Below are 25,765 nucleotides of genomic sequence, written 5' to 3'. Positions count from 1 at the left end.
TTATCCATCTCCCTCTATGGAATCCTGCCAACGCAACGATTTTTTCTCTGCCAACCTGACCAGTGAATCGGTCACTTTGCCAACAATCGCAAAAACAATAATGCCGACAAAGATGACAGACGTTAGCGAGAAGGAGCGTGCGTCATTGATGATGTAGCCGATCCCGGAGCTTGAACCCATCATTTCTGCGACAACCAGCCCAAGCCAGCTAACTGCAATCGAAAGACGTACGCCTAAAAACAGTGAAGGTAGTGAGGCAGGAATAATCAGCTTGGTAATGGTTTGAAATTTCGTGAATTCCAACACACGTGCTACTTCGAACAATTGACGATCCACCGAGCGAACACCCAAAAAGGCATTCACATATAAAGGAAAGAATGCTCCCTTGGCAATGAGTACGATCTTTGAAGTCTCGCCAAATCCGAACCACAGAATGAACAATGGCGCAACAGCCAAGTGAGGCAGTGTCCGAAGCAGCTGAAGCGACGGATCTAGCAATCGTTCCGCCTTTAACGAAAACCCGACCCATAATCCTGCGGCTAATCCCAGGCCACCGCCAAACAAGAACCCTAGTGCCGCTCTACCCGTCGAGATGCGCAGATTGGTCAGCAGTTCTCCCGACGAGATCATGCGTCCGAACTCAGCTACGATGTCCTTCGGAGGCGGAATTAACACCGTGTTTACCCACCCACTCGAGGATGCAATCTGCCAAATGATTAATATCGCTGCCGGTACCGACATCCCGATCAGGAGATGAATAGTCCGAAAAATAAGCTTGTTTCCCGATATTTGCATAACCGCACCCCTACTTTATTTAAGAGCTTCTTCAATGTATTGGTTGTCGAACACGTCAGCCACGTTGATTTCCTTGCGGATTGTACCTAATTCAAATTGAAAGTTTGCAGTGTTCTGCTGATCCGCGATTGTTTCGTCACTTACCGGGATATTGATCATTGCCGCCCGTGATTGCATGCCCTTCACCAGCTCAATCGAAATGTTTCGTTCGTCGGCATAGCGCTGAAACGCTTCCTCTTGATGATTAGCTTCCCACTGGCGGGCCTTCTCGAATGTTTTTAAATATAGCGTAACAAGCTCCGGATGCTCATTCGCAAAATCCGAACGAACCAATTGGAAAGATGGAGATAGTACACCTTCTCTCTCCCCATCAGCCAGCACTTTTCCTTTGCCGCTTAGTGCATTCAGGGTAATGTATGGGTCCCAGACGGCCCAGGCATCCACTTTTCCACTTTCGAAGGAAGGCTGGGTTTCATCAGGTTGTAATTGAATTTCTTGAATATCGGAGTTTCCTAAACCAGACTTTTCCAGTACTAGATAAAGGAAGTTGTAGGCGTTGCTGCCCTTCGTGACGGCGACCTTCTTGCCCTTGAGATCCGCAATGCTTTTGATCGGACTACCCTTCGGCACAATGATCGCTACATTGTTCTTGCCATCAAGTAGCTGTGAGATGATTTTGAAGTCAATACCAGCTGCTTGTGCAGAGATTGGGGGCATATTGCCCATGCCAGCAAAGTCCAGATGATTAGAGGCCATCGCTTCAATCATTGGAGGACCGCTCTGGAACTCCAACAACTCCACTTTTACCCCCAGCTCTCCAAATGCATCCTCAAACCACTTCTGTTCTTGTGCTTTACCGAACAAGCCACCCTTGCCCTGTACACCAATCTTCACCGTGACATCATCATAGGATGCATTCGGATTCGAATTATCTTCTACTGGCTTGGCATTCTGGCCATTGCTAGCGTTGTTATTTGCATTGCCGCATCCCGCTACAACCAGTATCAGAACAAGTATGGCTGCAAACCAAACCAATTTTTTAATCATCTATTCGCATCCCCTTTTATGAACGTAGATTCGTTAATAGGTATCCAATTAAATGCCAGCGCCCTTGTCTATCAAGGGAGAATGTTCCACTTTTTCGAACTCGCCTAGAACGCGGGAGCGAAGTTCCTGGAATGAACTCCCACTGCGTTTACGCGGATAGGGAAGGTCTACATGAATTACATTGCGGATATGACCTGGGCGAGGGTTCATAATGACGACTTTCTCTCCAAGAAATACCGCTTCGTCCAAGTCATGCGTAACGAACAACATTGTCGTCCGGCTGTTCTGCCAGATATCCAGCAGCGCTTCTTGCATGTGTGTGCGAGTGAAGGCATCGAGTGCTCCAAAAGGCTCGTCGAGCAGCAGAATCTCCGGTTTGCGCAACAAAGCCCTTGCAATAGCCACCCGTTGAGCCATTCCTCCGGACAACTCCTTCGGATATGCTTTCTCGAATCCCTTTAGACGAACCAATTCAATTAGCTCTTGAACTCGATGGCGAACCTGAGCATTGCGAAGCGAGAGATTGGCCGCGATATTCTTCTCGACCGTCATCCAAGGGAACAAACGTGGCTCCTGAAAAATAAACCCTTTATCAACGCTTGGTGCCGTAATGGCCATTCCGTTCAGTTCCACTTTTCCCTCATATGTCGTATCCAACCCGGCCACGATCTTGAGCAATGTACTTTTGCCGCAGCCACTGGGTCCGATAAAAGTAATAAATTGTCCCCGCTCAACCTGCAACCCTATATTGCTAAGCGCTAGAATCGGCCCGGTAGGAGCAGCGAACGTTTTGTTCAACCGCTCAATATTCAGCATCAGATGTAACCTCCAATTTAAAATAATTTTTCGGATCTATTTACTTGGTTTTATGGTTATAAAAAAAGGCCTTCTGCTTGTATATCTTTCCCCACGAACGATCTCTGGTTATCCAGTCGAACTCTCGTTCACAAACCGAGCAATCACTCGGTTTGTTGGGGAAATTGTAGCAGTGGCCTGTATCTGTTGTCAATCATTTCTTTTGGAGACTTTTGGAATTATGTAGAGATCACGCATATTTTCATATTCGAAACCTTGTTCGCTTGTGATTCCGAACCCTTTACCCATCATGTCTTGCAGTAAATAAAGAGACGATGGAACGCGCTTGCGCACGAATCGGAACTTCAGCGCCGGGCATTTTTTGCAGCGTTAGTCCTTGAATTAAACTTACAAAATAATAGGCAAGCTCCAAGGGGACACCACTGACGATGAGCCCTTCCTTTTGCCCCTGTTCCATTATGTTCGCGACAGGACCAAGGTTATTCGTGAAACGTTCTGTAACTTCTCTTCGAATCTCTTCGGAGGAAGATTCCGAAAGCCGCGCTGTGTGGATAAGAATCGTGTAAGCCCAATTGTTTTCCAGCGCGAGCCATGACTCAGACAATAGTAAAAGTTTATTTAGAGCATCACCTGATTGCTCAGCGAGTTGGGAGACATGTTCGCCGTAACGCGTCTGACCTCTTCTGAGAATTTCGCTGATAATCTCGTCTTTGGACTTAAAGTAGTGATACATGTTCCCAATGCTCATGTCTGCTGCCGCTGCGATGTGGTTGATGCTTACTGAACCAATGCCTTTAAGTGCAATGATCTCCAGCGCGGAATCAAGGATGTGATTGATTCTTTTTTCCCGTTGTTGTTGGTCTTTCTCTATGTTTCTAGGTGACATTAACGTTGCATCCCCTTTCTGAATTTCATTATAGCATAGCCGTTTTACAGGCTGGATTCATCCGGGAAGCTTTCAGAGCATCTTCGGTCGTTGTTCTCAAAGATATGTCCGATCACTCAGGACCGCAGAAATGTGATCCGTCAATGAAAAAAACCAACTTCCACTCTTAGTTTACAGAGTGTGTTGGGTCTTTTTAGCGCAATTAATGGGTCAAGTCGATCACTTTATCAAAGCAATATGAATCTCTGTCATAGCCGTTATGCTCATAAAAAGCATGGGCGTTGGTTCGCTTCATTCCGCTGCATAAAATAATACTTGATATTCCCCGTTCTTTAGCATAATTTTCAGTCTGCCTTAGTAGTTTTGAACCTATCCCTCTATTTTGCAGTTCCCTTTTAACAGCAAGAGCTTGAATATGTAGATAACCAATTGGAACTCCTACAGATAATGACTGTACAATAGTTACAAAACCGACGACATCATTATCTATTAGTGCAACAAATGTTTTGTAATTCCCGGCCTTATTCATCTCTTCCATAGTCACTCGGAAGTCTGCATCATTAACATTACGAATTTCAAGTACATCATTCCATAAAAAAACAACTTCAGCATAATCATCTGATATAATTTCTCGAATTTTAATATCCATACTAAACAACCCCCTTAAAGATAAAATAAATCGGACAATCTCCCCTATACCCTATTGGTGATAAGGTTCTCCGCGCTGTCTGTAACGGCAAGTTTTAGGGCCATCCTTTGTGGGGATGACCTTATATTATAATCTTATTTTTTCAGTTGTCTTCTTCGTTAACGCCTGCATTCCACTCGTATGGAAGCATTATTTTTTCTTCACAGGTATCCAGATTTCTCCTGAAACATTCCCATGCCGTGCCATTCCATAATACATCTCGAAAGTAGGGCCCTCAACCTGTTCGTATTCAGATGTCGGAAACCACTCAGAATAGATTCGTACCCATAGTTTTTGCATATCACACTGCGGCTCCGGAAAAATCGCCCACGTTAATGCTGGGACAGCAAGTTTTGTGAATCTCTCCGGAATCTCAAGTCCCTTAGGTACATGATAACAGATCATGTATTTGAAAGATTCTTTAGTGTGATCATAAAGGGCGGCATGTAACATGGTATCACCAAAACGTCCCAATAAGTCGTTCATATGATCAACGCTGCCATCATCATCACATTTTATACGAAATTGAGGTACTTCAGCGAACGCTGTTTTCTGGTCTGCATTTATAATTCCATATACTCCAAACATCTCAAAAGAATCTCTTTGCTCGATACGGTAATTCATTTCGACATCCCCTTTTATTGAAATATGAAAGGACATTCGAGGATAGGCTTTTAGAGAAACGCCTGTATCACGCGCGGATATAGGCATAATACCATGAAGATTCTTAAAGGCGCGTGCAAACGCCTCCGGCGAATCATATCCATATTTCATAGCTACATCAATAACCTTTGAGGCTGTTGTCTGCAGTTCGAATGCAGCCAATGTCAACCGTCGACGTCGAATGTACTCCGATAACGTTACGCCAGTAATAAATGGAAACATTCTTTGAAAATGATAGGTAGAGCAACAGGCTCTCTGTGCTATTTCATCATATGAAATAGTGTCCGCTAGATTTGTTTCGATATATTCCATGGCACTATTCATCCGGACCAACCAATCCATCGTATTCCCTCCCTTCAAGGTAATTTTATGGGAAATAAATAATGAATACCTTGCAATTTCTGCACGAAAAAGTCAGTAAAAAAACTTGCTCTTATGGATGATACGGTTCACCGGGTCATCACTGGAGTAATCAAGAACAGAGTAGACATGAGCGAATCATCTGGAAGTACGACGATGGGACTTGTTTTCCCTGCGTATCTTAATCGGATGCTCTCGCAATCCATGTTGCGAAGTATATCGATAAAAAACTTTCCATTTAGTGATACCACAAATTCTTCCCCACACATCTCTAATAGTGGAATTTCATTCTGAATATCTCCAACATCGGCTGTTTTGGACAATAGTTTTAATGTGTCTGCATTAGCTACTACTCTAATCACTTGTTCACTAGCCATTATAGTTACACATTCAACTGCTTTCAACAAACATGCTGTATCAACTGCGATTTCACACAAATAAGATTGAGGGATTACATTCTTTATGGATGGGAACGTTCCTTCAATAAGAGCAGACTCCACTTTCAGTCCAGTTGTCAGGAATTTAACTCGATTATTACTCACTTCAATTTCAGTTGTGTCATCTATTTTGTTCAATATTTTCGATAATTCATAGAGATTTTTTGCTGGAATAATAGCGTTCAAACTGTTGTGGGTAGCATCTTCTAAATGCAAAGCGCGGTATGCAAGCCGCACTCCATCTGTAGCAATTAAGTTAAGACAATCATTACTGCATTCCAAAGAAACTCCTGTTAATATGGGGCTGGTCTCGGACGTTGATGCTACGATTGCTAGCTGTTTAATGGTCGAACGAAGTAAGGAAGTATTAATGCGTAGTTTAGTAGAAGGGAACGCTTCTCCATCATCAATGGAAGGAAATTCTGTAGGGTCCATGCCGCATAAACGTAATTGAGAATGACCGGATACAATCGAAAGAATCATTGGCTCTTTAATTTCAAGTATAACTTTGTCATCATTAAATTTACGAATAATATCGTGAAAATAACGCGATGGTATAACAATAGCCCCTGTTCTTTTTACAGTCAGAGAAACACCATCTTGAGCAATCATAGACTGTATCGTCATACTTGTATTACTTGCCGTAAAAGTAACGCCATCTGCACCTGCTTGAATATGTATTCCTTGAAGAATAGGTATTGAACTATTTGCTGCTACTGCCTTTATCACATATTGTATGGCATTCATAAGAGAATTTTTTGTTATCTCTACCAGCAAAGACCTCACCTACCTCGAATAAAAAAATTATTTTGTATAGAATGACTCAATGATGTTACGTATAGCCTCCGAACGAGAAAGTTTATACTCTGTGCAATGGTTTTCGATTTTCCCCCACATGTCCTCTGTTAGAGTTAAAGATATTTTTTTAGTCACACCTATACTCTTTCTCCCGGAACCTTCTCGCAGACCACCTCTCGAAAAGACAAAACCTAACTGGCCTTCTTTATTAGAGACACCAACTTTAATGTTATTGTTGTTCAATATAATAACACTCCCGAATTTTGATTTAGGTAACCTCATTCAAATGGATCTATACTCATCTTATCATAGCTCTATATAGATTTACAATATTTTCAAATCGAACACTGAGAACAAGGAATGAAATGTAAAGATGGGACTACCTCAAAAAGGATTCCCCCTTCGCTTCAAGCGCTAACGAACCTACCGCACTCTAAGCGGCGGACTCTTAAGGAATGCAGCATGTAACGAACCTCAGTAACTTTATTCCAATGTAAACCGCCTAAACATCATATAAAAGGACCAACTCGATGAAACAACATCTCTATGATTCGTTAGAATTCAAACCTATGCAAATGGGAGCAAATAGCGTGTGCTAGATCCGTTAGAACTATATAACCCTGACAAAGGGCTGTACCCGGTCATGCTCATGACTCACAGGACAGCCCCAATAAAACAATTACGTATAGACGCCTTTTTTATATACTCAACTGGACTTCGGGAATCGAAGTGTTGCTTTATGTTCGGGAAGAAAGAAGCTTTTGGGGAACGACCACCAAATTTGAGTATTCGGTTGTTCAAAATCGAATTATGATCCATCAATGAGAACGAATAAATAACTTCATCAAATTGATATAAAACGGGTTGACCATGTAGCCATTTGGACTTACGGAATATCTCTTACCCGTGTCCAACCCTCGTATTTGTTCCATTTCCTTCTCACTCAACTCAAAGTCGAATATTTCATTGTTCTCTTTTATCCTTTGAGGATTCGATGATTTGGGGATGACAATAATTCCACGTTGCAAATGCCAGCGCAAAATGACTTGCGCAACCGATTTCTGGTGGCAAAGGGCAATTTCCGCCAGCTTCGGATGCTCCAGCAGCTCTTTGCTTCCCTGCCCCAACGGTCCCCAAGCCTCATGCAGAATCCGATGCCGAACCATATAATCATGCAATTCGTGTTGCGGAAATTCCGGATGGGTCTCGATCTGATTTACCAACGGCGAAATCCGGGAATGTTTCTTCAGATGCTCCAGATGCCGGATCTCGAAATTGGCTACACCTATAACTTTGATTTTACCTGCGTCGTATAACTCTTCCATCGCCTTCCAGGCGTTCACGTATTGAGGACCGGCAAAATGAATCAAATACATATCGAGATATGTCACATTCAGCTTCTGGCAAGTCTTCTCGAACGCCTTTTTCGTCGCACGGTACCCCAGGTCTGTCGTCCATACCTTGGAGGTAATGAAGAACTCCTCTCTGGGAATGCCGCTGTTTTGGATGATCCGACCTAGCGCCGCTTCATTACCGTAAATTTTGGCCGTATCGAAATGGCGATAACCCATTCGAATAGCCTCCTCGACAGTCCTCTCGAAGGTCCCCCCGTCTTTGATCTTATATAGGCCGAACCCGAGTTGAGGAATGTCCACTCCGTTTGCCGCTGCGACTGTCTGATTCATTCGCAACTCCCCCTCCCCGTTTTTTCTAATTGTTGTTCCGATGCTTGTTCTTCACATTGCGTTAGCAACTTTTCTATCTCGTTCACCAGGTTTTTCAACAATTTCAACTTGCTACCGGAGTCAAGGCTGTAATAGTTGAGAGTTCCTTCTTTACGAACACTTATTATCTGTGATTCTTTCAATATTTTCAGATGATGTGATACGGTCGGTCGGGAAAGATGAGTTTTCATCCTGATCTCTCCTACGCGCATGCCGGGTTTTTGCGGCCCTTGAATCAAGGCTATGAGGATGGCTTGCCGGGTCTCGTCTCCGATCGCATTCAACACCTTCTGATTGTTCTTAAATTCAATAGCAATCGTGGTCGCAAGTTCCTGATCCAGGTAAATCATCCCCTTCCATTTAGAATGTGTAATACTTTTGTAGATACAGCCTATCACAATCTCGGATTCGGCTGTACATCGGGAAAGAAATTCAAGAACCTATTTTTCCCATGTCTTAAGAATACATTAGTAAAAGAAGAAGCCACCCCTGACGAATGGAGTGGCTTCTATTAATGGTTGTATTTTTTAAAAAGGCATGAAAATTCCAATCAGTTGTTGAAGTAATGAGACTGTTTAAGGTCGGGAATCAGTGCAGGTTGCACTGGCCGCCATCCCATAAGTTCCTGAGTTGCAACGCTTGATCTCGGGATATCTAGCGCTGCGAGTGTGCTGAGAAAGCCAAAATGGGCATCTGCCTCTTCGCGTGAAATGCTGACTACAGGTACGTTCAGCTGCTCACCAATAGCACTCGCGATGTCGCAAAATGGCACTCCTTCATCTGCGACCCCATCTAGTCGTGAACCAGCGGGTGCCTTTTCTAACGCCAGACAATATAGATGCGCGGCATCAAGGCGATGCACAGCCGGCCAGCGGTTGTTCCCCTCTCCCACATAGGCTGAGAAGCCCTTAGTCTTGGCAATATTGATCAGGCTCGGCACAAATCCTGTGTCACCCTCACCGTGTACCGATGGACAAAGCTCTACAATCGATGTACGCACTCCACGCCCTGCCAGCGCTAACACCATGTTCTCCGTTGCCACTCCATTCACATGTGTGGTGATTACGAACGGCTTGCCAGATCCTTCAAGTGCCGCCCCCATCGCTTCTACGGCATGCAGATCTGTTGTGAGTGCTCCAGCGAAGTTCGAGAAGTCGTGATGGAATGCCAGATGAATGACGCCATCCGCAGCAGCTGCACCACTACGGAGGCTGTCAAGATCGTTGATGTCACCGCGGTGTACTTCGGCCCCGGACTCTTTTAGTTTCGCAGCACTACTGTCTGAACGCACGAGACCGATGACCTGATGCCCCCTTTCAATAAGTTCGCTGGTGACAGCGGAACCGATGTAGCCTGTTGCTCCTGTGACGAAAACACGCATCATGAAATCCTCCTTAAGTTACTCACCCTCATTGTATAACTATGATCACCAAGCAATGGGTCCATCCTCATCTGAGAATGTTCCTGTTGGGCCATCCGCTCCAATCATCGCCAGCCGGACCGCTTCACTAGCCCCTTGTTCAACACTACGAGTACCAGCAAAATTATTAAGCGCAGTGGATGTGAAGCCTGGACATGCCGCATTGACCTTGATGTTTGTTGATTCAAGCGCAAATGCAAAGGCAAGTGTCACCGCATGAACAGCTGATTTTGATGCCGAATAGGCACCAAACATCGCACGATGCGAGTTTTCGGGAATAGAGTTCCAGCTAAGGGAGCCGCCAGTACTGCCTATGTTGACGATACGTGCTGCCGGGGCCTCCCGCAAAAGTGGCAACATCGCCTGCGTAACAGCAATAACTCCAAAAACATTAGTCTCATAAACTGTACGAATATCTTCAAGCGAAGCAACGGTCAAAAGACCACTCGCTGCGCCACCGTTCGGAAATGGTTCACCCGATCTGCCTGCGTGCGAGATCCCCGCATTGTTCACGAGTACATCGAGACGGCCAAATTCGTCCCGAATACGTTCTGCAGCAGCAGCGATGGAGTTTTCATCTGTAACGTCGAGCTGGAGAGCGTGTGAATCTGAACCGATGCTTTTTGAGGCAGTTTCTCCATTCTCGAGGCTGCGAGATCCAACGAGCACGGTGAATCCTTGTTTCGTGAGATCCTTCGCAATTTGAAGGCCGATACCTTTATTAGCCCCGGTGACCAGAGCGACAGGTTTATCTTGCATAGTTATAATCTCCTTTTTTTGTGATTGGTGGGTCCATATGAACTAAGTTGACGCGTCAACCTTGGATCAAATTTAGCACATTGAAGTTGACGCGTCAACCATGTTATTATGCTCCTATGGATAAAAATGAACTTAACGAAGAAGAAATGCGAATATGGCATATGTGGAAAGGTTCCTTTCAGGCCATCTTCGGTCGTATCGTCAAAGATATGGCCGATCACTCAGGATTGTCAGAGGGTGATTTTGGAGTATTGGACCGATTAGTCCTTTTTGGGGATGGTAGCCTTCGCCAACAGGAATTAGCCGACTCTATGGACTGGGATAAAAGTCGATTATCTCATCATCTGAAGCGTATGGAAAAACGTGGACTCGTGATGAAGAAACCATTAGACAACGATCGTGGAGTACAAGTCAGTATCACTTCTTCTGGAAAATCAATGTTAGATGATGCCCGTCCCTACCTCTCCAAGGCAATACGCAAACATTTTTTTGAACAATTAACCGAACAAGATATCGAGTTGATTACTAAACTGGCGGAAAGGACAAACTCAAGCTCTTAGCGTCTTATCTAGCTGCCCTCTCGACCACGTTTGTTAAAGGTGAGCTTCTAACAAACGTGGTTTCGGTTTGTCAACCAACGTAGAAGGTATATGAAAAACACGTGTCACTTTGTGAGGATTTAAGTTTTTGTTCTCAACATCTAACATGCCATTACCTGGTCACAAATCGAGATGATGGCCTCTACCTTGTAAACAATTAAAATCGTGCTATCCTTAATGATGAGGTGGATCAGATGGCAAATATTCAAGAGATTGCACGTCTTGCAGGCGTTTCTACAGCAACCGTTTCAAGGGTAATTAATCGACATCCTTATGTAAGCGATTTAACAAGAGAAAAAGTCTTGAACATCATTGAGCAATTGGATTATGTCCCTAATTCAAATGCAAAATCCTTAAAAAATGGAACGACAAAAGTCATCGGTGTTATGGGTGTTACTTACAATCCCCTTTTGATGTCACTTGTCCGTTCATTTCACATGATATCCCAAAAATACGGATTCAACATTATGCTTTTTATGACAGACGGAGATCGTGATAAGGAGCTTGTAGCGCTTGAAATGTTACGCAGTAAACAGGTGGATGCCCTTCTTTGTCTGGTACGGACGATTGAGTGGGATATCATCGAATCCTATACGAAATATGGGCCAATTGTAACATGGCAGCGTCTTACCAGCGACACCATACCGTCCGTATTTATGGACCAATATCAAGGTTATACGCTGGGTCTCGAATATCTGTATGCCAGAGGTTATCGTAAAATTCTGAACGTGTATTCGTCCAAAGGACAGAATACCTTGGAGCGAATAAGAGCTTATGAGGATTTTGTACAGAAGCATGGGTTGAAGAACACTGGCTTTCCGCAATTTCATAATAAAGTCACCATTCATGATGGTGAGGAAATAGCGCGATGGTGGATAGAACAAACGGACAAGCCGGATGCCATTTCCTGTTCGACTGATGAGGTAGCAGCAGGTATTTTAACGGAGATTCAACGCTCGGGGTTTTCGGTTCCGGATGATGTGGGAATCATGGGATTTGATAATACAGACAGCGCTCACCTGCTGGATCTGACAACGATCCATTACCCCGTGGATAAACAAGCAGAGAATGCCTTTAATATTATTATGAGTATGCTGGAAAATTCGGCATCCAATCTTCATCCTCTTCAGTTTAGACTGATTGAACGAAAATCTACATAAAACAACATCCATCCTTTTAAAAGAAGAAAAGAGTCCATTTGAGATCATGAGTTCTTTTCTCTTCCATCCCGTTAAACTTCATGAACGAACAACATTCAGGCCTGTCCCTATATGAGGGACAGGCCTGAATGACTTCAATCTCTAAATAAATTATTTGTGAAATTGCGGAAGATGTTCTTTATGCGCTTCCAACATTTCATCTAAAACTACCTTAGCAATGTCACCGCTGGTAACGAGCGGATTAAGTGTGAATGCTTGTAGAGCGGTTGCATAATCTCCTGTGACCGCTGCTTCGATCGTCAGTTCCTCCATTGCCTTCATCACCTGCAATAGCCCTTTTTGTGCGGACGGGAATGCGCCAAAGTGAACAGGCTCTGCACCATGGGCTGTAATGATACTTGTAACTTCGATGGCACTGTTATATGGTAGATCGCTAATTGCTCCGCGGTTCTGTGTGTTGACTACCATATGCGTTCCCTTGTTGTTATATACAGAATTAATAACTTCACAAGCTGCGTCGCTGTAATAAGCTCCTCCGCGTTTTTCCAATTCCTTAGGCTTGTAATTCAGGTTAGGATCTTTATAAAGTTCAAACAAACTTTCCTCCAGGCGTTTCACAACCTGCCCGCGAGTTCCTTCGCCATTGACCGCTTCTACTTCCTCTTCAAGCATGCTGTCGGTCATGTAATAGTACCGGTGATAAGGACAAGGCAGCATACCCAGTTGGAGAATTTGCTCATACAAGAAACGCATGCTTTTTATATTTTCTACCATTTTTTCTGGCTCGGCATCAGGACCGTAGAGCTTTTCGATGGCCTGTTTAGTTAGCTCTTTACCATCTCGGTCATAAATTTTGTGCCAGTGAAGGTGATTAATACCGGCAAATTTGAAGAACAGTTCCTCTTCATTTTTTTCCAGAACAGCAGCTTCATTCTTGGAGGAAATAATCGGAACATTGCACAAACCAATGACCTTCTCCCATTTACCATATTGGAGCACAGCTTCCGTTACCATTCCCGCAGGGTTCGTGAAATTGATTAACCAAGCATCTGGGCAAAGTTCCTTCATGTCCTCAACAATTCCAAGAACAACCGGAATGGTACGGAATGCTTTGAACATCCCACCTGCTCCGTTGGTTTCCTGACCAATCATCCCATGGCTAATCGGAATCGTTTCGTCCTTAATGCGAGCATCCAAAAGACCTACCCGGAATTGGGTGGTGACAAAATCGGCATCGGCCAACGCTTCTCTTCGATTAAGCGTCAAGTGAATATCACAGTCGATTCCCGCCGCTTTTATCATCCGTTTAGCCATGGCTCCTACAATTTCAAGTTTCTCTCTTCCTGCTTCGATATCCACAAGCCACAATTCACGTATTGGAAGTTCATGATGCCGTTTGATAAAACCTTCGATCAATTCTGGGGTGTAACTCGATCCGCCGCCAATCGTCACAATTTTTAATCCCTTTTTCATTTTGAAGTCCTCCTTGTTCTATTGTGTTCTCAATTTGGACTCTATCTTGTGTAATGCATTACATGTCAAGAACTTTTTTAGTGGAATTAAATGGGATTAATTTGTAACTTGAAACCGCTTTATTACTTGTGCTATAGTTACCTCAAATAAGGATTGTGACCGTTGATTCGGGCAATACCTAAGAAAGTTTGAATGCCGTTAACCAATTGGCGGCGTTTGAACTATCTTAGGTTTTTTTTATGCATATTGCAGAAAACAAGGAGCCGATGCACATGATTATTGAAAAAGTATTAAACAATAACCTTCTGCTGACCCGCAATACAAAGGGGAAGGAAGTCATCGTTATGGGTAAAGGCATCTCCTTCCAAAAGAGTGCAGGTGATGAGGTCGATGAACACAAGATCGATAAAATCTTCCATTTAGCCGAGCATGCCTTTGCTGTAAAAATGGCTGAACTGATTCATGAATTACCCGCCGTTCATTTCGAAGTTGTGAACGAAATCGTAAAACACGCCAACCATGTCCTTGGTACTGAACTCAGCGACAATATTTATCTGTCGTTAACCGACCATATTAGTTTTGCTATCCAACGTAAGAACAAAGGTATGGAGATTAAAAATGCCATGCTGTTCGAAATTAAACGTTTCTATAAAACGGAATTCAGTATCGGATTGGATGCTCTGCAGTTAATCAGCGACATGATTGGAGTTTCGCTCGGGGAAGATGAGGCTGGGTTTATCGCCTTACATGTCGTCAATGCCCGACTTGACGGCACTGAAATGAAATTGACGATAAAGATGACTGAAATTGTCAACGAGATTTTGAAAATCGTCACGTACCATTACGGCACTGTTCTTGATGAAGCGAGCTTAAATTATTCGCGTTTCTTAACACACCTTCAATATTTCGCCATGCGCTTATTGCGCCACGAGATTCACCAAAGTGGCGAAGATTTTTTATATCAGCAGGTGAAAAAGACTTATGTCAGAGCCTTTTCTTGCACTTGCAAGATCAACGAGTACTTAGAAAAAACGTATGTACAGTCCTTAAACAAAGATGAATTCGTTTACTTAACCATTCATATCCAGCGGCTTACTGAACGAAGCACTTTATAGCCCTATTTCTTTCAAGCTAAAACTTCATATACAACACATTAGATAAAGGATTGTGACTGGTAAAGCAGGCAAAACCTGGACTGATGGCAAAATGATTTTTCTTTTTATTTTGCCACGAGTTCAGGTTTTGCTGCTTTTTGGAAGTGAAACGATGTAAGCCGGCACATCAGGAACGAACAGCTCACAACCTGAGATCAATTACCCATCATGAAGGAGGCAATATGCTATGAGTAATAAAGACAAAGAACTGTCCATACGTGTTATTGAACTTGTTGGCGGTGAATCTAATGTGAATGATGTATATCACTGTGCAACCAGGCTTAGATTCACCCTGAAAGATCATACAAAAGCGAATGAACAGGCGTTGAAAAATATAGCTGGAGTCATCACCGTTGTGAAAAGCGGCGGTCAATTTCAAGTCGTCATCGGCAATAACGTGTCCAAAGTTTATGAAGGAATCATGGAGCACACCAACCTTCAAGATGGCGGTAGCAAAACGGATACTAAAGAGAATGCAGAAAAAACAGGAATATTCGGAAAAACCGTAGATCTTATTTCCAGTGTTTTTTCCCCGCTGCTCAGTGCGCTAGCTGGAGCTGGATTGCTCAAAGGTCTGGTTGTTTTGTCTGTGGCGCTCGGCTGGCTAGATGACACCTCAGGAACTTATCTAATTTTAAACGCGGCATCAAGCAGTGTATTCACCTTTTTGCCCATATTTTTGGCAGTTACTGCCGCAAGGAAATTCAAAGCTAATATGAACGTATCCTTGGCTATTGCAGGAGCCCTGGTCTTTCCGACCATTTCCGCTGCGTTTAATAGCGGTCAAACTTATGATTTCTTAGGCATCCCCATTGTGCTTGTGATGTACACTTCCACCGTGTTTCCAATCCTTCTGGCGGTGTGGGTTCAATCTCATATAGAAAAATGGTTCAACTCGATTATTCACCAGTCTATCCGCAATATTCTTGTGCCGATGCTGTCGCTTCTAATTGTCGTCCCGCTTACCATTCTTGCTTTTGGACCGATCGGCAACAGTGTTAGTCAGGGGTTAGCTAGCGGTTTTACCTCACTCATGCAATTCAGCCCAATGTTGGCAGGAGCAGTCACTGGTGGTTTCTGGCAGGTCATTGTTATCTTTGGACTTCATTGGGCTTTTCTTCCAATTACACTTAATAATCTGGCGACAATAGGCTATGACTTAATGCGGCCGATGTTGACCGCAGCCGTGCTGGCTCAAGCCGGTGCTTTGCTCGCCGTTATGCTGAAAACCCGCAATTCACAGCTTAAAACCCTTTCCGGATCTGCTACGATTACTGCGATTTTCGGAATTACGGAACCAGGCATTTACGGAGTTACTTTACGATTGAAAAAACCGTTCATTTACGCATGTATTTCCGCAGCGATCGGGGGCGCAATTATCGGAGTCGGGGGTGGTCGGGCAGTCGCTTACTCACTTCCCAGCCTGCTCGCTTTTCCTACTTACGTAACAACGGGGTTCGCCTCGGTTGTGATCGGTGTTTCCGTATCTTTTGTCCTGGCTTTTCTACTCACGTTGCTGCTTGGATTCAAGGATCTTGAGGCTACTGTTGAGGAGCCGCAGATTGAAACTTCTGGACAGGAAAAACAAGCGATTGAGCCAAGTGAATCTCGGTTAAACAAGGAAATCATTGTGAGTCCGCTGAAAGGCAGTGTTCAGCTACTTGAAGATTTGCCTGATCCCGCCTTCTCTTCAGGTGCCATGGGACAGGGGCTTGTCATTGAACCCACTGATGGAATTTTGGTATCGCCAATCAATGGTGTCGTAACCACCGTATTCCCTACCGGTCATGCGCTCGGTCTGACCACGGACAGTGGCATGGAGCTTCTGATCCATATTGGAGTGAATACGGTAAAGCTAAAAGGACAGTTTTTTGAGAAAAAAGTTAAAGAGGGCGATCGGGTTTCTTGCGGGCAACTGCTTGTAGAGTTTGACGCGGAGCAAATCCGGACAGCCGGTTACATCACTGCCACCTCAGTCATCGTTACCAACTCCGCCAACTACTTGGACATGTTAAAAACTACCGAACAGGAAGTGAAGCAAGGCGATTATCTAATGTCGGCGGTAGTCTAACGATTGGAGATGGATTACCTGTCGGTAATCGAACTATTTTCAGGTTATATAACTGTCTACTAATTCACTTATTCCGTATGATCCAAAGAAGCCACTCCGGCAAAGGAGTGGTTTTTCTCTGGATAGCACTTTCCGTTTATTTATCAGCTACAATTGTAAATTCCCATGGAAGTTTTCAGTAATCCAATCACGGTGCTCATCAAATTTGATTATAAAGCCGGATGTAAATACGGAATTTTAATACATTCTAAATACGTACGGGTGTATTTTTCTTATTAATCCTTCTGTGCAATGATGATATAGACGGGTTGGTTAGCAACTTGCGTCGGTGAATGGATCGTATTAATAACTGAGAAACCTGCCTTTACAATTTCCCATTTTCTCGGGTGAAACTCTTGGACCAGTAGGCATCTCTGACTCCTCTAATTCAATGCACACAAAGATCCCTTTGTCTTTTAATACGCTATGGATTTCAAGCAGTACGGACGAAAGAGGTTGAACTTCGTGTAACGATATGGAAGCAACGCCCTTTTCTAATCTTTCGTTCGCGAGTGGCATCTCTTTAAAATTTGCGGCAGTGGTTTCAATGTTGGCAACCCCTGCTCCTTATCTTTTAATTCTAAATACTGTAAAATATCAGCATCTTAACCCAATGCAACTACTCTTTTCACGTAATTAGCAAAAGCAAAGCTTATATAACCTGTGCCAGCCCCAAGGTCTAATAGTTCCTCCTCTTTATTAAGCTGTATAAACTCAAATAACTCCTTTGCTGGAAACCTCTCAATATTCTCCAAGTACTCAATTTTTCTTTGTATATTGGGATTCATTTTCATACTCCTCACCTAATCGTATTAGCCAGAGCAATGCCCCTACAATAGAAAGTGACGAATATTCTAGCCTGCACGTCCATTATTTAGCCAGTGTAAAGACAGGAGTTGTCTGGCTACAACATACGGAGGATTAGACGTGGTAGAGATCGTCGTAACAAGTCCGATCCGTTTCATTTCACGAGCGATCGATGCAAAGAACAACGTGGGATCCGGGTTGCCAAAGTTGGAGGCATCGCCTAACATCTGCAGGCTTATATATAGATAATTTGATTTTTATTTAAATACACAAGTTACGAATTCAATATGCATAATTATCTAATCGACCATCGGAATAAGTTTTTTCCCTCAACTCCTGAGATAGGAAACTTACATGGCTAAGACAAAAAGCCGCTTGAATAGCGACTTTTAATGGTTTTTATTTTTTTAAAAGGTGTGAAAATTCCAATCAATTGTTGAAGTAATTAGACTGTTTAAGATCAGAATCAGTAAAGGTTGCACTGGCCGCCATCCCATAAGTTCCTGAGTTACAACGCTTGATCTAAGGATATCGAGCGCTGCGAGTGTTCTGAGAAAGCCAAAATGGGCATCTGCCTCTTCGCGTGAAATACTGACTAAAGGTACGTTCAGCTGCTCACCAATAGCACTCGCGATGTCGCAAAATGGTACTCCTTCATCTGCGACCCCATCTAGTCGTGAACCAGTGGATGCCTTTTCTAACGCCAGGCAATATAGATGCGCGGCGTCAAGACGATGCACAGCCGGGCAATGGTTGCTTCCCTCTTCTATTGTATCGATGGATTGCTATTTACCACAGCTCCATTATGAGGAAATCTGCTCAAATAACCTCAGTCCATCTTTTTAAGTTGTTAACGCTTCTGTTATGTCCTCAATAGACAAATACAAAATTGGAACATCTTCATCTTTTAGATCAACGCTAGTACTAACATATTCGATAGAGTATTTCGTCAGTATATGTTCACAGCTGGTTCTATGTTTTAGCAGGATAGTTTCATCCTAATACATAATACAAACATGCTTCATGACTTTCTCGGTTATAGAGTGACTGTGATTATTGAATTCAAAAAAAGCGGTTCTTAGTAGGGGATAGATAAACCTATAAACCATTTTAATCTTCAATCTGTATTGTCATCGGGATTAAGTACTGCATTACATTCATTAAGATGATCAGTTTTAGAGAAATCTCTTTTGTTCCGTAGTTAAGATCGAAACCGTGTAAGATAGCATGTCTACTGATTTTAGATTCGATTGGATTTCCTGGACTAAAAGAAGTGTAAATCATATTCTCACAATAGTCACTAATTGATTCAGCATAGATAAGAAAATTTTCCTTATCCTTCATGAGGTTAATTAGAGCTTTCTGCTTAAGGTGTTCCCTAAATTTAAAAGAATCATAAACATATCCTTCAATTTGAGTGAGAAGGACCGGTACAGATAAAAAATACTTTCCTCCGTTGTGGGCTTCTAAAACCTGTTTAAGAATATTGATTCGATTATTTAATGTAGGGTTAGCAATCCATACTTTTTCAATCTCAAGAATTTTCTCTACAGTATAATGGTTAAACATATATCGCCTGTAGACTTTTTGTGCATTGTAAATATCGTTATTACCAAGGTGCGTCATTACACTGTTCAATACCTTCGTATGCACAAATATTTCAGGATCTAAAATCCAATCTGTTTTAGAAGAAAATTCCTTAAGAACTTTAGCAAAATTGTCAGCCACTTGCTCGAAAAATTGGGAAAGGTATTCTCTAAAACTAGTATTGAACATAAATGTTGATTTAGTTTCTTTATAGTCATTCTGTTCCAATAGCACATTTCCTTTCATATATCAGAGTATAGTAAAGGTCCTTATTATGAAAATTTGAGACAGTTTACTATCCTTGCTGTGTTATATTTTTTTTCTGTTCTGAGCATACTTGATTGTTTCATCTTACGTTTAGGTTCGATAGTAAACGGTTACTTTGGCCCTTTCCACTTTGTATGTATTATCAAGAAAGCAATTATGAATCATGTGTAGCCATTTCTCAACGAAAGGAAGTTACACTCATTAAGAAATAAAGGTGTGAAGTTTGACGTTATAGTTCTTAAACTAATTTCATGGGAGTGTTTTTTTGTTTTCTTGAGGAGTTACTACCATGAGCTCATGTCACTTTATTATAGGAATAATCCAAAAATACATGTTTAGCTGCGTTGCTCGATACACTCCAAATTCCATTTTGAAATGGCTAATTGCTTCATCCAGGATATTGTGATAGAAATCGTTTTTAATTCTGTTAAAACCAATTAAAGGTATTTCATCATATTTATTCATCAAAAATTTATCAAAAAACTGTGGGTAAGAGAACAGATTTTCCTTCTCGAAAAGCTCTAGCTCTTTGTCTCTTCGAGGATGTAAGATGCAGAGTACCATAAATTTATTAACCGCAATCGGGAAATTAGCTAGTTTTGTTTTGTCTTTGGTGAGCTTGGCAAAAATACCATTCTTGTTCATATACATTTTTTCTTGGAGCAAATCCCACGTATAAAATAAACTGAATTCTATTAAGTCAGAGTAATTGTCATCTTGGAATGTCACGATATCTATGTATTTATGCTCTCGTTTAACCACCATTCCATCTCTATACATTGCATAGGCGGTTTTGTCCCTAATCAATCTTTCCTCCTTACCAGTTAACTGTATAAAGGCAAGCTCGTCACCATCAACTTTCATTAACTCTGACCGGATATACTCTTCCAACTCTTTAACTTTCAAACTTTCCTCTCCTTTAATAGCCTGTTTTATTTTACGAGTTCATTAACTAAGTACTCTCTAGTTTTCGTTTGCATGCACTGGTGACTGTTTTGCCTACAAGTTGTACAGGATCATCTAAATAATACATCACTTCACTATAATAAAGATTCACTTCTTTCATATTTTCAATTCGTTGTCTATCTGCTAAAGAAAGAATTCATCGGTACGACTAAAAAGGGATTACGTGTTCCAATTTTCTGAACAGTCCAAAGGAGTGCGTTCTCTTTTTAAAATACTTTAGATTAATCACTGTTCTTTTCGTTTAAAAAACATCTTGCCAACCATAAGTCCCATAGCCGATGAACAGATCAGATACCCAAAGAACAAGAAAAGTAAATAAATAACATGAAGATCTGCAGGAATCTGTTTCAAACCTTCAAACCAAGCAAAACGAAAAGGATAAAAGATGACTACCCAAATGATCAGCAAGAAAAGAAGAAAATTAATTATTTTTAGCACAATAATGATCCTTTCAAGCTTGAGTGGAAACAGTTGAATGTATATGCTTCATCTTTCATTTCGCATTACCTTACCACTGCCCGCACTATATTAGTTAGCTTATGTATTAGGGTTGATATGTTGAAACTATAAATAATTACTAATTATAACAGGAAACATTAGGAAGATGATCGTTACGGCATAAAGAAGCCCTTTCTTTTGGTGGAACGAGCTTCTTTTTGCGTTTCACGATAACACTTTATGCTTACTGGACACCAGGCGCGTTTTCATTCGTAGTTAAATTTGATCTTTTCTTCTTTCTTGGCTGCCCTTTCCAGGACAGATAAGTCCAAATCCGTAGGATATACTCGACAGGTCCATTGCTAAATTTCTTAAGATATAGCGGACTGAGCCACAATTGAATGCCGTAGACTGCAAATGCAATAATTGCTCCGATAAACACGCCAGCACTTCCAAACAGTCCCAGGCCATATCCATAGAAAATTGTTGTACAGATTACGCTCTGCATCAGATAATTCGTCAACGAGAGACGGCCGACCGCCTCGAACCTGCCCATCAGGCTGAAACGGCGGTTTCCAGCATACAACAGCGCGAATGCGTATATGTATCCGAGTGCAAGCAACGCTCCTCCAAGCGTCCCCCCGATTCCGATTCCGAGCCAACCTTCCGCACCCAATTGTGGCGCCAATACACCATATGCTTTGAGTATCAGACCTACCGGAATCAATAATGATGCCCGGCGAAGATATATAGCTCGCATCGTTTGGGGATCGCTAAACGTGCCTATTCTGGCAGCGTGCATGCCGAGCAGGAACATCGGCACCGTCATGAGTGGTGCTAACATCAGGGCTATCAGGGCAAATGACAGCTCCAAATCCCCGCCGAATGGATCGCCGTTATTACTGAAATTCCTGATTTCCGCGTATGTGCCGTTGCCGTATACATCCTGACTTTGAATGATGTAGTTCTCCATATGAATGGACTCAATCGCCAGCGGGTTCATCGGATTAGATGCCGGGAGACCAAGTATGCCCGCTCCCATGAGTAGCAGTACCGCCCATATGAGCAGCGTTTTGGGCTTCCGATTAAGGAACATGAGCAAGAAGAAACCGAGTACACCATAAAATGTAAGGATATCCCCTTCCCACAGATAGATGATGTGCAGTAATCCGATTCCAAACAGTAGTAGAAAACGGCGTGCCAGATGACACTTTGGTCGTAAATCTCGTGATTTTAGGCTTTCCGAGAGCTTAACCATTCCAAAGCCAAACATAAATGCAAAAATCGGCATAAAACTTCCCACCACAGTGATCAGCAGGAATGAGAGGAAAGCCTGATCTGCTCCGCCAATCCCGAACAGTTGGGGTTTGCTCTGGCCATACATTCCATATTGGAAAGCCAGCATATTCGCCAGCACAATGCCGACCAAACTGAATCCACGCAGTCCATCAATGACTTGAACGCGCTTTGTTGATGTGCTCAATCAATCACCTCTGTCTATAACATAAAGATCAGATCTAAATATACGTTAAATCCTTCCATAATTTCAACATAAATTAATAAGCGAACGTTTATATTTTGATTTAATTTGACGTATCAATAAAACAAAAACAAAAAAAGTCGCTAAATTTAGCGACTTTCAGTTTGAACACCTTAAAGAGTGACAATAATCGGACCATTTTTAGTAAGGATAATGGTATGTTCTATTTGAGCTACATAGCTGTTTTTAGTAACAAAGGTCCAGCCATCTCCAGTTTGGACTACTTCTTCTTCTGAAGTTGAAATAAATGGCTCGAATGCGATAACCATACCTTCTTTTAACAATTCATCATCCGATGGATCATTATAATTATAGATGTGGTCAGGTGCTTCGTGTATTCCACGTCCAACACCATGTCCTGTAAGGTTTTTGATAACCGTTAATTCATGCTGTCTAGCAGTTTGGAATACGGCTTTTCCGATCCCGCTTTTTTTGGAGCCCGGTTTTGCTTTTTTTAGACCTGCTTCAAATGCCAATTTAACAACGTCGCATATTTTCGTTAACACTTCTGCACCTTCGCCTACGACAAACGAGAGTCCCGTATCTGCAAAATAACTGTTCTTGGAGCCCGACACATCAATATTGACGATGTCCCCTTCTTGAATAACCCGATCTCCCGGAATACCATGTGCCACTTCTTCATTAACACTAATACAAGTAAATCCCGGGAAATTATATTCACTTTTTGGAGCAGAAACTGCGCCAGCTTTCTCAAAAAGCTCTCCTGCCAAATCATCAAGTTCTTTAGTCGTTATGCCTGGGATGGTTCTTTGAACCAATTCATCTCGAATAGAAGCTACAATTTTGCCAATTTCCTTCAAGCCATTAAAATCTTCTTCTGTTCTTGCGATCATTTTTTCTTACCTCACTATCTTTTATCATTAATTGATTACATAAGTGTTATCTTTGATTGCACATTAGATAATCATATCCAAAGCAGCAAAGCTTCGCAACTTTTTTATCTAGTTCTTTATCAAGTTCCCTGATCAAAATCCGATGAGTTCAAATGCTGTCAGTGAAGTTGTTAAAGTTGATAGTATTCCATTAACTCGGATACAACAGCAACAAGTCTGTCCTTCAAACGCTGTGGTTCGATGACTTGAATGGACTTCCCATAGGATAGGAGAAAATAGGGGACGTATGTATCAATTGATTTTTCATCAAATAAAAAGATGGCTTGATTAGAAGTCCGCTCTTTCAGATAATGTCCCATAAACCAGTGCAGCCCCAAGTCATCCAATGCCTCTGATCGGCCTTCGATAACCAAGGAGATTAACCCCTCTTTGCCCCCTACATCAGGTAATAAATTTTGCAGAAAAAATTCACGGGCTGAAAAGGCTTCCGAACGCTTAAAGCGGAGCGGAGTAAGCTTGATTCGCAGAATACGATCTGCCCGAAAACTGCGGAATTCATTTCTCAAGTGGCAAAACGCAATGGTATACCATTTATTATTCCAGTAAACCATTCCATACGGGTCTATTATTCTATTCTTGGGTTGTTCTTCACGGCTTCTGCGATAATCAATTTCGACAGAGCAATCATTAGCCACGGCTTGCTCCAATTCCGCCAAGATCGGCTGAACGGATGGATCTCCCATGCGATTGATAACGTTAAACCCGGCTAAATGACGGCGAAGTGTGTTTTCCTGATCCTGATTTGTATACATTTTCAATTTGGATGTTGCATTGTCCAATGCCTCACTCAAAGGGTATCCAGCTTCTTTTGCAAACACAGCAGCTTGGAGAAGTGCCTTTTTTTCATCAATATCAAATAACAGAGGTGCTTTGATATGCTGATTCAGCAAGCTATACCCGCCGTTGTGACCCGTATCGGAAATGATCGGTACTCCACTGGCACATAATGTATCAATATATCGATATACGGTTCTTATATTGATTTCTAACTTTTCGGACATCTGTTTTGCAGTTACTTTGGTGCCTGAATTCAGCATCCATAGAATGGCTAACATATTATCGTTCTTTGGCATAACCTGCATCCTCATCTTCAATTCATTATTGGATATCTCTACATTATATCAGTCCAACTTATTTTACATAAAACAACTGCGTTGGGCGATACTACCTAGAAATATATTCTCCGGTTTGGAGCGAAGGCCAAATGAAGCAATCAACATCTAATATTAATACCTCCGAGGTAATTATTGTAGTTATCAATTCAATACTCGGAGCTGGAATTCTAACACTCCCTCGCACAATTAGTAAAGCAGTAGGGACACCAGATGTATGGATTTCTGTCATTTTATCAGGATTAATTGTAACCACAATCAGCATCCTCCTTGTAACGTTGTGTCGTAGATTCCCCGGTAAAACGGTATTCGAATTCATACCCGAAATCACAGGTCAGTGGATTGCTTATCTATTGGGACTTTTAATTATCGTATATTTTGTTGTTCTTTGTTCATTCGAAGTTAGAGTCATGGCCGAAATTACAAGTATGTACATCCTTGAGCGCACGCCTACTTGGGTCACCATTATGGTCAGTCTGTGGATTGGTATTTATATGTTAACGGGTGGTCTTAAGGTCATCATCCGGGTCTTTTCAATCGTGTTGCCCGTTACGCTTGTGTTGTTAGCGCTGGTTTTTCTTTTAAGCAGCAAGATGTTTGAAATTAATAACCTCAGACCACTCCTGGGCGATGGATTCATGCCTGTGTTGAAAGGTCTTAAACCTTCGTGTCTCTCCTATTCTGGATATGAAGTTTTACTCATCATCACAGCTTACATGGTGGACGTGAAAGCAAGCAATAAAGCTGCTATATACAGCATACTTAGTTGTACGATCATATATTTGGTCACGATTGTTACCGTTGTAGGAAACTTATCTTTGCCAGGAATTCAAACACGAATGTGGCCAACGTTCGACATGGTTCGAAGTTTTGAAATTGAGGGGTTTCTTTTTGAGCGATATGAATCCCTGTTCATTGTGTTTTGGCTGATGCAGATTTTTGCAACCTATGCTTTTAAACACTATTTTGCGGCAATCGGGATCCGAGATTTGTTTCGTCTCAAAAATATTACGAGCATACAATTCGCGATGTTGCCAGTCTTGTATGTAATTGCTTACTTGCCTAAAAACCTGGAGGAAACGTTAGCTTTGGGTGATTTTCTTGGCAATATGTCCATTTTTTTATTTGGCTTGTTACCACTGCTACTGCTAATCATTAGTTTTGTTCGTAAAAAAGGCGGGAAGCAGGCTTCTAGTGAAGCACTTAAGGCAAGCTGAATGTTTGGTTCTTATTGTATGTAGACAG

Annotated in this window: 24 protein-coding genes and 1 pseudogene; 5 read left to right on the top strand and 20 right to left on the bottom strand. The window is 42.2% G+C overall.

Annotated features, from left to right (window positions below; genetic code table 11):
* The 11 genes from EL84_RS21440 to EL84_RS21385 form a co-directional block, all read right to left on the bottom strand.
* Entirely contained in the window at nucleotides 1-795 is a 795-nt protein-coding gene (locus EL84_RS21440; RefSeq protein ID WP_047843031.1) for an ABC transporter permease, read from the bottom strand.
* A 15-nt stretch (nucleotides 796-810) separates the two neighbouring features.
* The gene (locus tag EL84_RS21435) at nucleotides 811-1,842 is read right to left on the bottom strand and encodes an aliphatic sulfonate ABC transporter substrate-binding protein (RefSeq protein WP_053061556.1); all 1,032 of its coding nucleotides are present in this window, start codon (nucleotides 1,840-1,842) and stop codon (nucleotides 811-813) included.
* 48 nt (nucleotides 1,843-1,890) lie between these two features.
* Complete coding sequence (locus tag EL84_RS21430; RefSeq protein WP_047843030.1) at nucleotides 1,891-2,658, bottom strand: ABC transporter ATP-binding protein; 768 nt, start codon at nucleotides 2,656-2,658, stop codon at nucleotides 1,891-1,893.
* A 280-nt stretch (nucleotides 2,659-2,938) separates the two neighbouring features.
* The gene (locus EL84_RS21425) at nucleotides 2,939-3,544 is read right to left on the bottom strand and encodes a TetR/AcrR family transcriptional regulator (protein WP_047843029.1); all 606 of its coding nucleotides are present in this window, start codon (nucleotides 3,542-3,544) and stop codon (nucleotides 2,939-2,941) included.
* 202 nt (nucleotides 3,545-3,746) lie between these two features.
* Nucleotides 3,747-4,193, bottom strand: a complete 447-nt coding sequence (locus EL84_RS21420) for a GNAT family N-acetyltransferase (RefSeq protein ID WP_047843028.1) — start codon at nucleotides 4,191-4,193, stop codon at nucleotides 3,747-3,749.
* 189 nt (nucleotides 4,194-4,382) lie between these two features.
* Entirely contained in the window at nucleotides 4,383-5,237 is an 855-nt protein-coding gene (locus EL84_RS21415; RefSeq protein WP_047843027.1) for an AraC family transcriptional regulator, read from the bottom strand.
* 107 nt (nucleotides 5,238-5,344) lie between these two features.
* Nucleotides 5,345-6,469: a DNA polymerase III subunit beta gene (dnaN, locus tag EL84_RS21410; RefSeq protein WP_047843026.1), complete on the bottom strand. Its 1,125-nt coding sequence runs from the start codon at nucleotides 6,467-6,469 to the stop codon at nucleotides 5,345-5,347.
* Nucleotides 6,470-7,308: 839 nt separating this feature from the next.
* The gene (locus EL84_RS21400) at nucleotides 7,309-8,175 is read right to left on the bottom strand and encodes an aldo/keto reductase (protein ID WP_047843024.1); all 867 of its coding nucleotides are present in this window, start codon (nucleotides 8,173-8,175) and stop codon (nucleotides 7,309-7,311) included.
* Entirely contained in the window at nucleotides 8,172-8,564 is a 393-nt protein-coding gene (locus tag EL84_RS21395; protein ID WP_047843023.1) for an ArsR/SmtB family transcription factor, read from the bottom strand. The genes EL84_RS21400 and EL84_RS21395 overlap by 4 nt, the downstream gene beginning before the upstream one ends.
* Before the next feature lie 200 nt (nucleotides 8,565-8,764).
* On the bottom strand, nucleotides 8,765-9,595 hold the full coding sequence (locus EL84_RS21390) for an SDR family oxidoreductase (RefSeq protein ID WP_047843022.1): 831 nt from the start codon (nucleotides 9,593-9,595) through the stop codon (nucleotides 8,765-8,767).
* Between the two features lie 45 nt (nucleotides 9,596-9,640).
* Nucleotides 9,641-10,393: an SDR family NAD(P)-dependent oxidoreductase gene (locus EL84_RS21385; protein WP_036615677.1), complete on the bottom strand. Its 753-nt coding sequence runs from the start codon at nucleotides 10,391-10,393 to the stop codon at nucleotides 9,641-9,643.
* A 116-nt stretch (nucleotides 10,394-10,509) separates the two neighbouring features.
* Between EL84_RS21385 and EL84_RS21380 the strand changes: the two genes are divergently transcribed.
* Nucleotides 10,510-10,953, top strand: coding sequence for a MarR family winged helix-turn-helix transcriptional regulator (locus EL84_RS21380; protein ID WP_047843021.1), 444 nt, complete (start codon nucleotides 10,510-10,512; stop codon nucleotides 10,951-10,953).
* 233 nt (nucleotides 10,954-11,186) lie between these two features.
* Entirely contained in the window at nucleotides 11,187-12,152 is a 966-nt protein-coding gene (locus EL84_RS21375) for a LacI family DNA-binding transcriptional regulator (protein WP_047843020.1), read from the top strand.
* Nucleotides 12,153-12,302: 150 nt separating this feature from the next.
* Here the strand turns inward: EL84_RS21375 and EL84_RS21370 are convergent, their stop codons facing one another.
* On the bottom strand, nucleotides 12,303-13,625 hold the full coding sequence (locus EL84_RS21370; RefSeq protein WP_047843019.1) for a 6-phospho-beta-glucosidase: 1,323 nt from the start codon (nucleotides 13,623-13,625) through the stop codon (nucleotides 12,303-12,305).
* 272 nt (nucleotides 13,626-13,897) lie between these two features.
* Here EL84_RS21370 and licT point away from each other — a divergent pair, with 272 nt between their 5' ends.
* Together licT and EL84_RS21360 are read left to right on the top strand one after the other, a co-directional pair.
* Nucleotides 13,898-14,740: a BglG family transcription antiterminator LicT gene (licT, locus tag EL84_RS21365; protein ID WP_047843018.1), complete on the top strand. Its 843-nt coding sequence runs from the start codon at nucleotides 13,898-13,900 to the stop codon at nucleotides 14,738-14,740.
* Nucleotides 14,741-14,966: 226 nt separating this feature from the next.
* On the top strand, nucleotides 14,967-16,850 hold the full coding sequence (locus EL84_RS21360) for a beta-glucoside-specific PTS transporter subunit IIABC (RefSeq protein ID WP_047843017.1): 1,884 nt from the start codon (nucleotides 14,967-14,969) through the stop codon (nucleotides 16,848-16,850).
* Between the two features lie 342 nt (nucleotides 16,851-17,192).
* Here the strand turns inward: EL84_RS21360 and EL84_RS33125 are convergent, their stop codons facing one another.
* The 8 genes and pseudogenes from EL84_RS33125 to EL84_RS21320 form a co-directional block, all read right to left on the bottom strand.
* On the bottom strand, nucleotides 17,193-17,408 hold the full coding sequence (locus tag EL84_RS33125; protein WP_354437416.1) for a hypothetical protein: 216 nt from the start codon (nucleotides 17,406-17,408) through the stop codon (nucleotides 17,193-17,195).
* An 86-nt stretch (nucleotides 17,409-17,494) separates the two neighbouring features.
* On the bottom strand, nucleotides 17,495-17,677 hold the full coding sequence (locus EL84_RS30920) for a hypothetical protein (protein WP_053061555.1): 183 nt from the start codon (nucleotides 17,675-17,677) through the stop codon (nucleotides 17,495-17,497).
* A 69-nt stretch (nucleotides 17,678-17,746) separates the two neighbouring features.
* Nucleotides 17,747-17,953, bottom strand: a pseudogene (locus tag EL84_RS31410) (LLM class flavin-dependent oxidoreductase); the annotation flags it as partial.
* Nucleotides 17,954-18,806: 853 nt separating this feature from the next.
* Complete coding sequence (locus EL84_RS21345; protein WP_047843016.1) at nucleotides 18,807-19,511, bottom strand: hypothetical protein; 705 nt, start codon at nucleotides 19,509-19,511, stop codon at nucleotides 18,807-18,809.
* A 339-nt stretch (nucleotides 19,512-19,850) separates the two neighbouring features.
* A complete protein-coding gene (locus EL84_RS21340) occupies nucleotides 19,851-20,456 on the bottom strand; it encodes a hypothetical protein (protein ID WP_047843015.1) in 606 nt (201 codons plus the stop codon).
* Nucleotides 20,457-21,198: 742 nt separating this feature from the next.
* Nucleotides 21,199-22,437 carry a DUF418 domain-containing protein gene (locus tag EL84_RS21330; RefSeq protein ID WP_047843014.1) on the bottom strand — a complete coding sequence of 413 codons (1,239 nt, stop codon included), beginning with the start codon at nucleotides 22,435-22,437 and terminating at the stop codon, nucleotides 21,199-21,201.
* A gap of 170 nt (nucleotides 22,438-22,607) precedes the next feature.
* Nucleotides 22,608-23,348, bottom strand: a complete 741-nt coding sequence (gene map / locus EL84_RS21325; protein ID WP_036615705.1) for a type I methionyl aminopeptidase — start codon at nucleotides 23,346-23,348, stop codon at nucleotides 22,608-22,610.
* Between the two features lie 170 nt (nucleotides 23,349-23,518).
* Complete coding sequence (locus tag EL84_RS21320; RefSeq protein ID WP_047843013.1) at nucleotides 23,519-24,481, bottom strand: helix-turn-helix transcriptional regulator; 963 nt, start codon at nucleotides 24,479-24,481, stop codon at nucleotides 23,519-23,521.
* A 131-nt stretch (nucleotides 24,482-24,612) separates the two neighbouring features.
* Between EL84_RS21320 and EL84_RS21315 the strand changes: the two genes are divergently transcribed.
* A complete protein-coding gene (locus tag EL84_RS21315; protein ID WP_036615711.1) occupies nucleotides 24,613-25,737 on the top strand; it encodes a GerAB/ArcD/ProY family transporter in 1,125 nt (374 codons plus the stop codon).
* The last annotated feature ends 28 nt before the right edge of the window (nucleotides 25,738-25,765 follow it).

It is taken from the genome of Paenibacillus sp. VT-400, from assembly GCF_001029205.1.
Taxonomy (GTDB): Bacteria; Bacillota; Bacilli; order Paenibacillales; family Paenibacillaceae; genus Paenibacillus; species Paenibacillus amylolyticus.
Note: the sequence above shows the minus strand (reverse complement) of the source record. Positions and strands in the feature narration are given on the sequence as shown.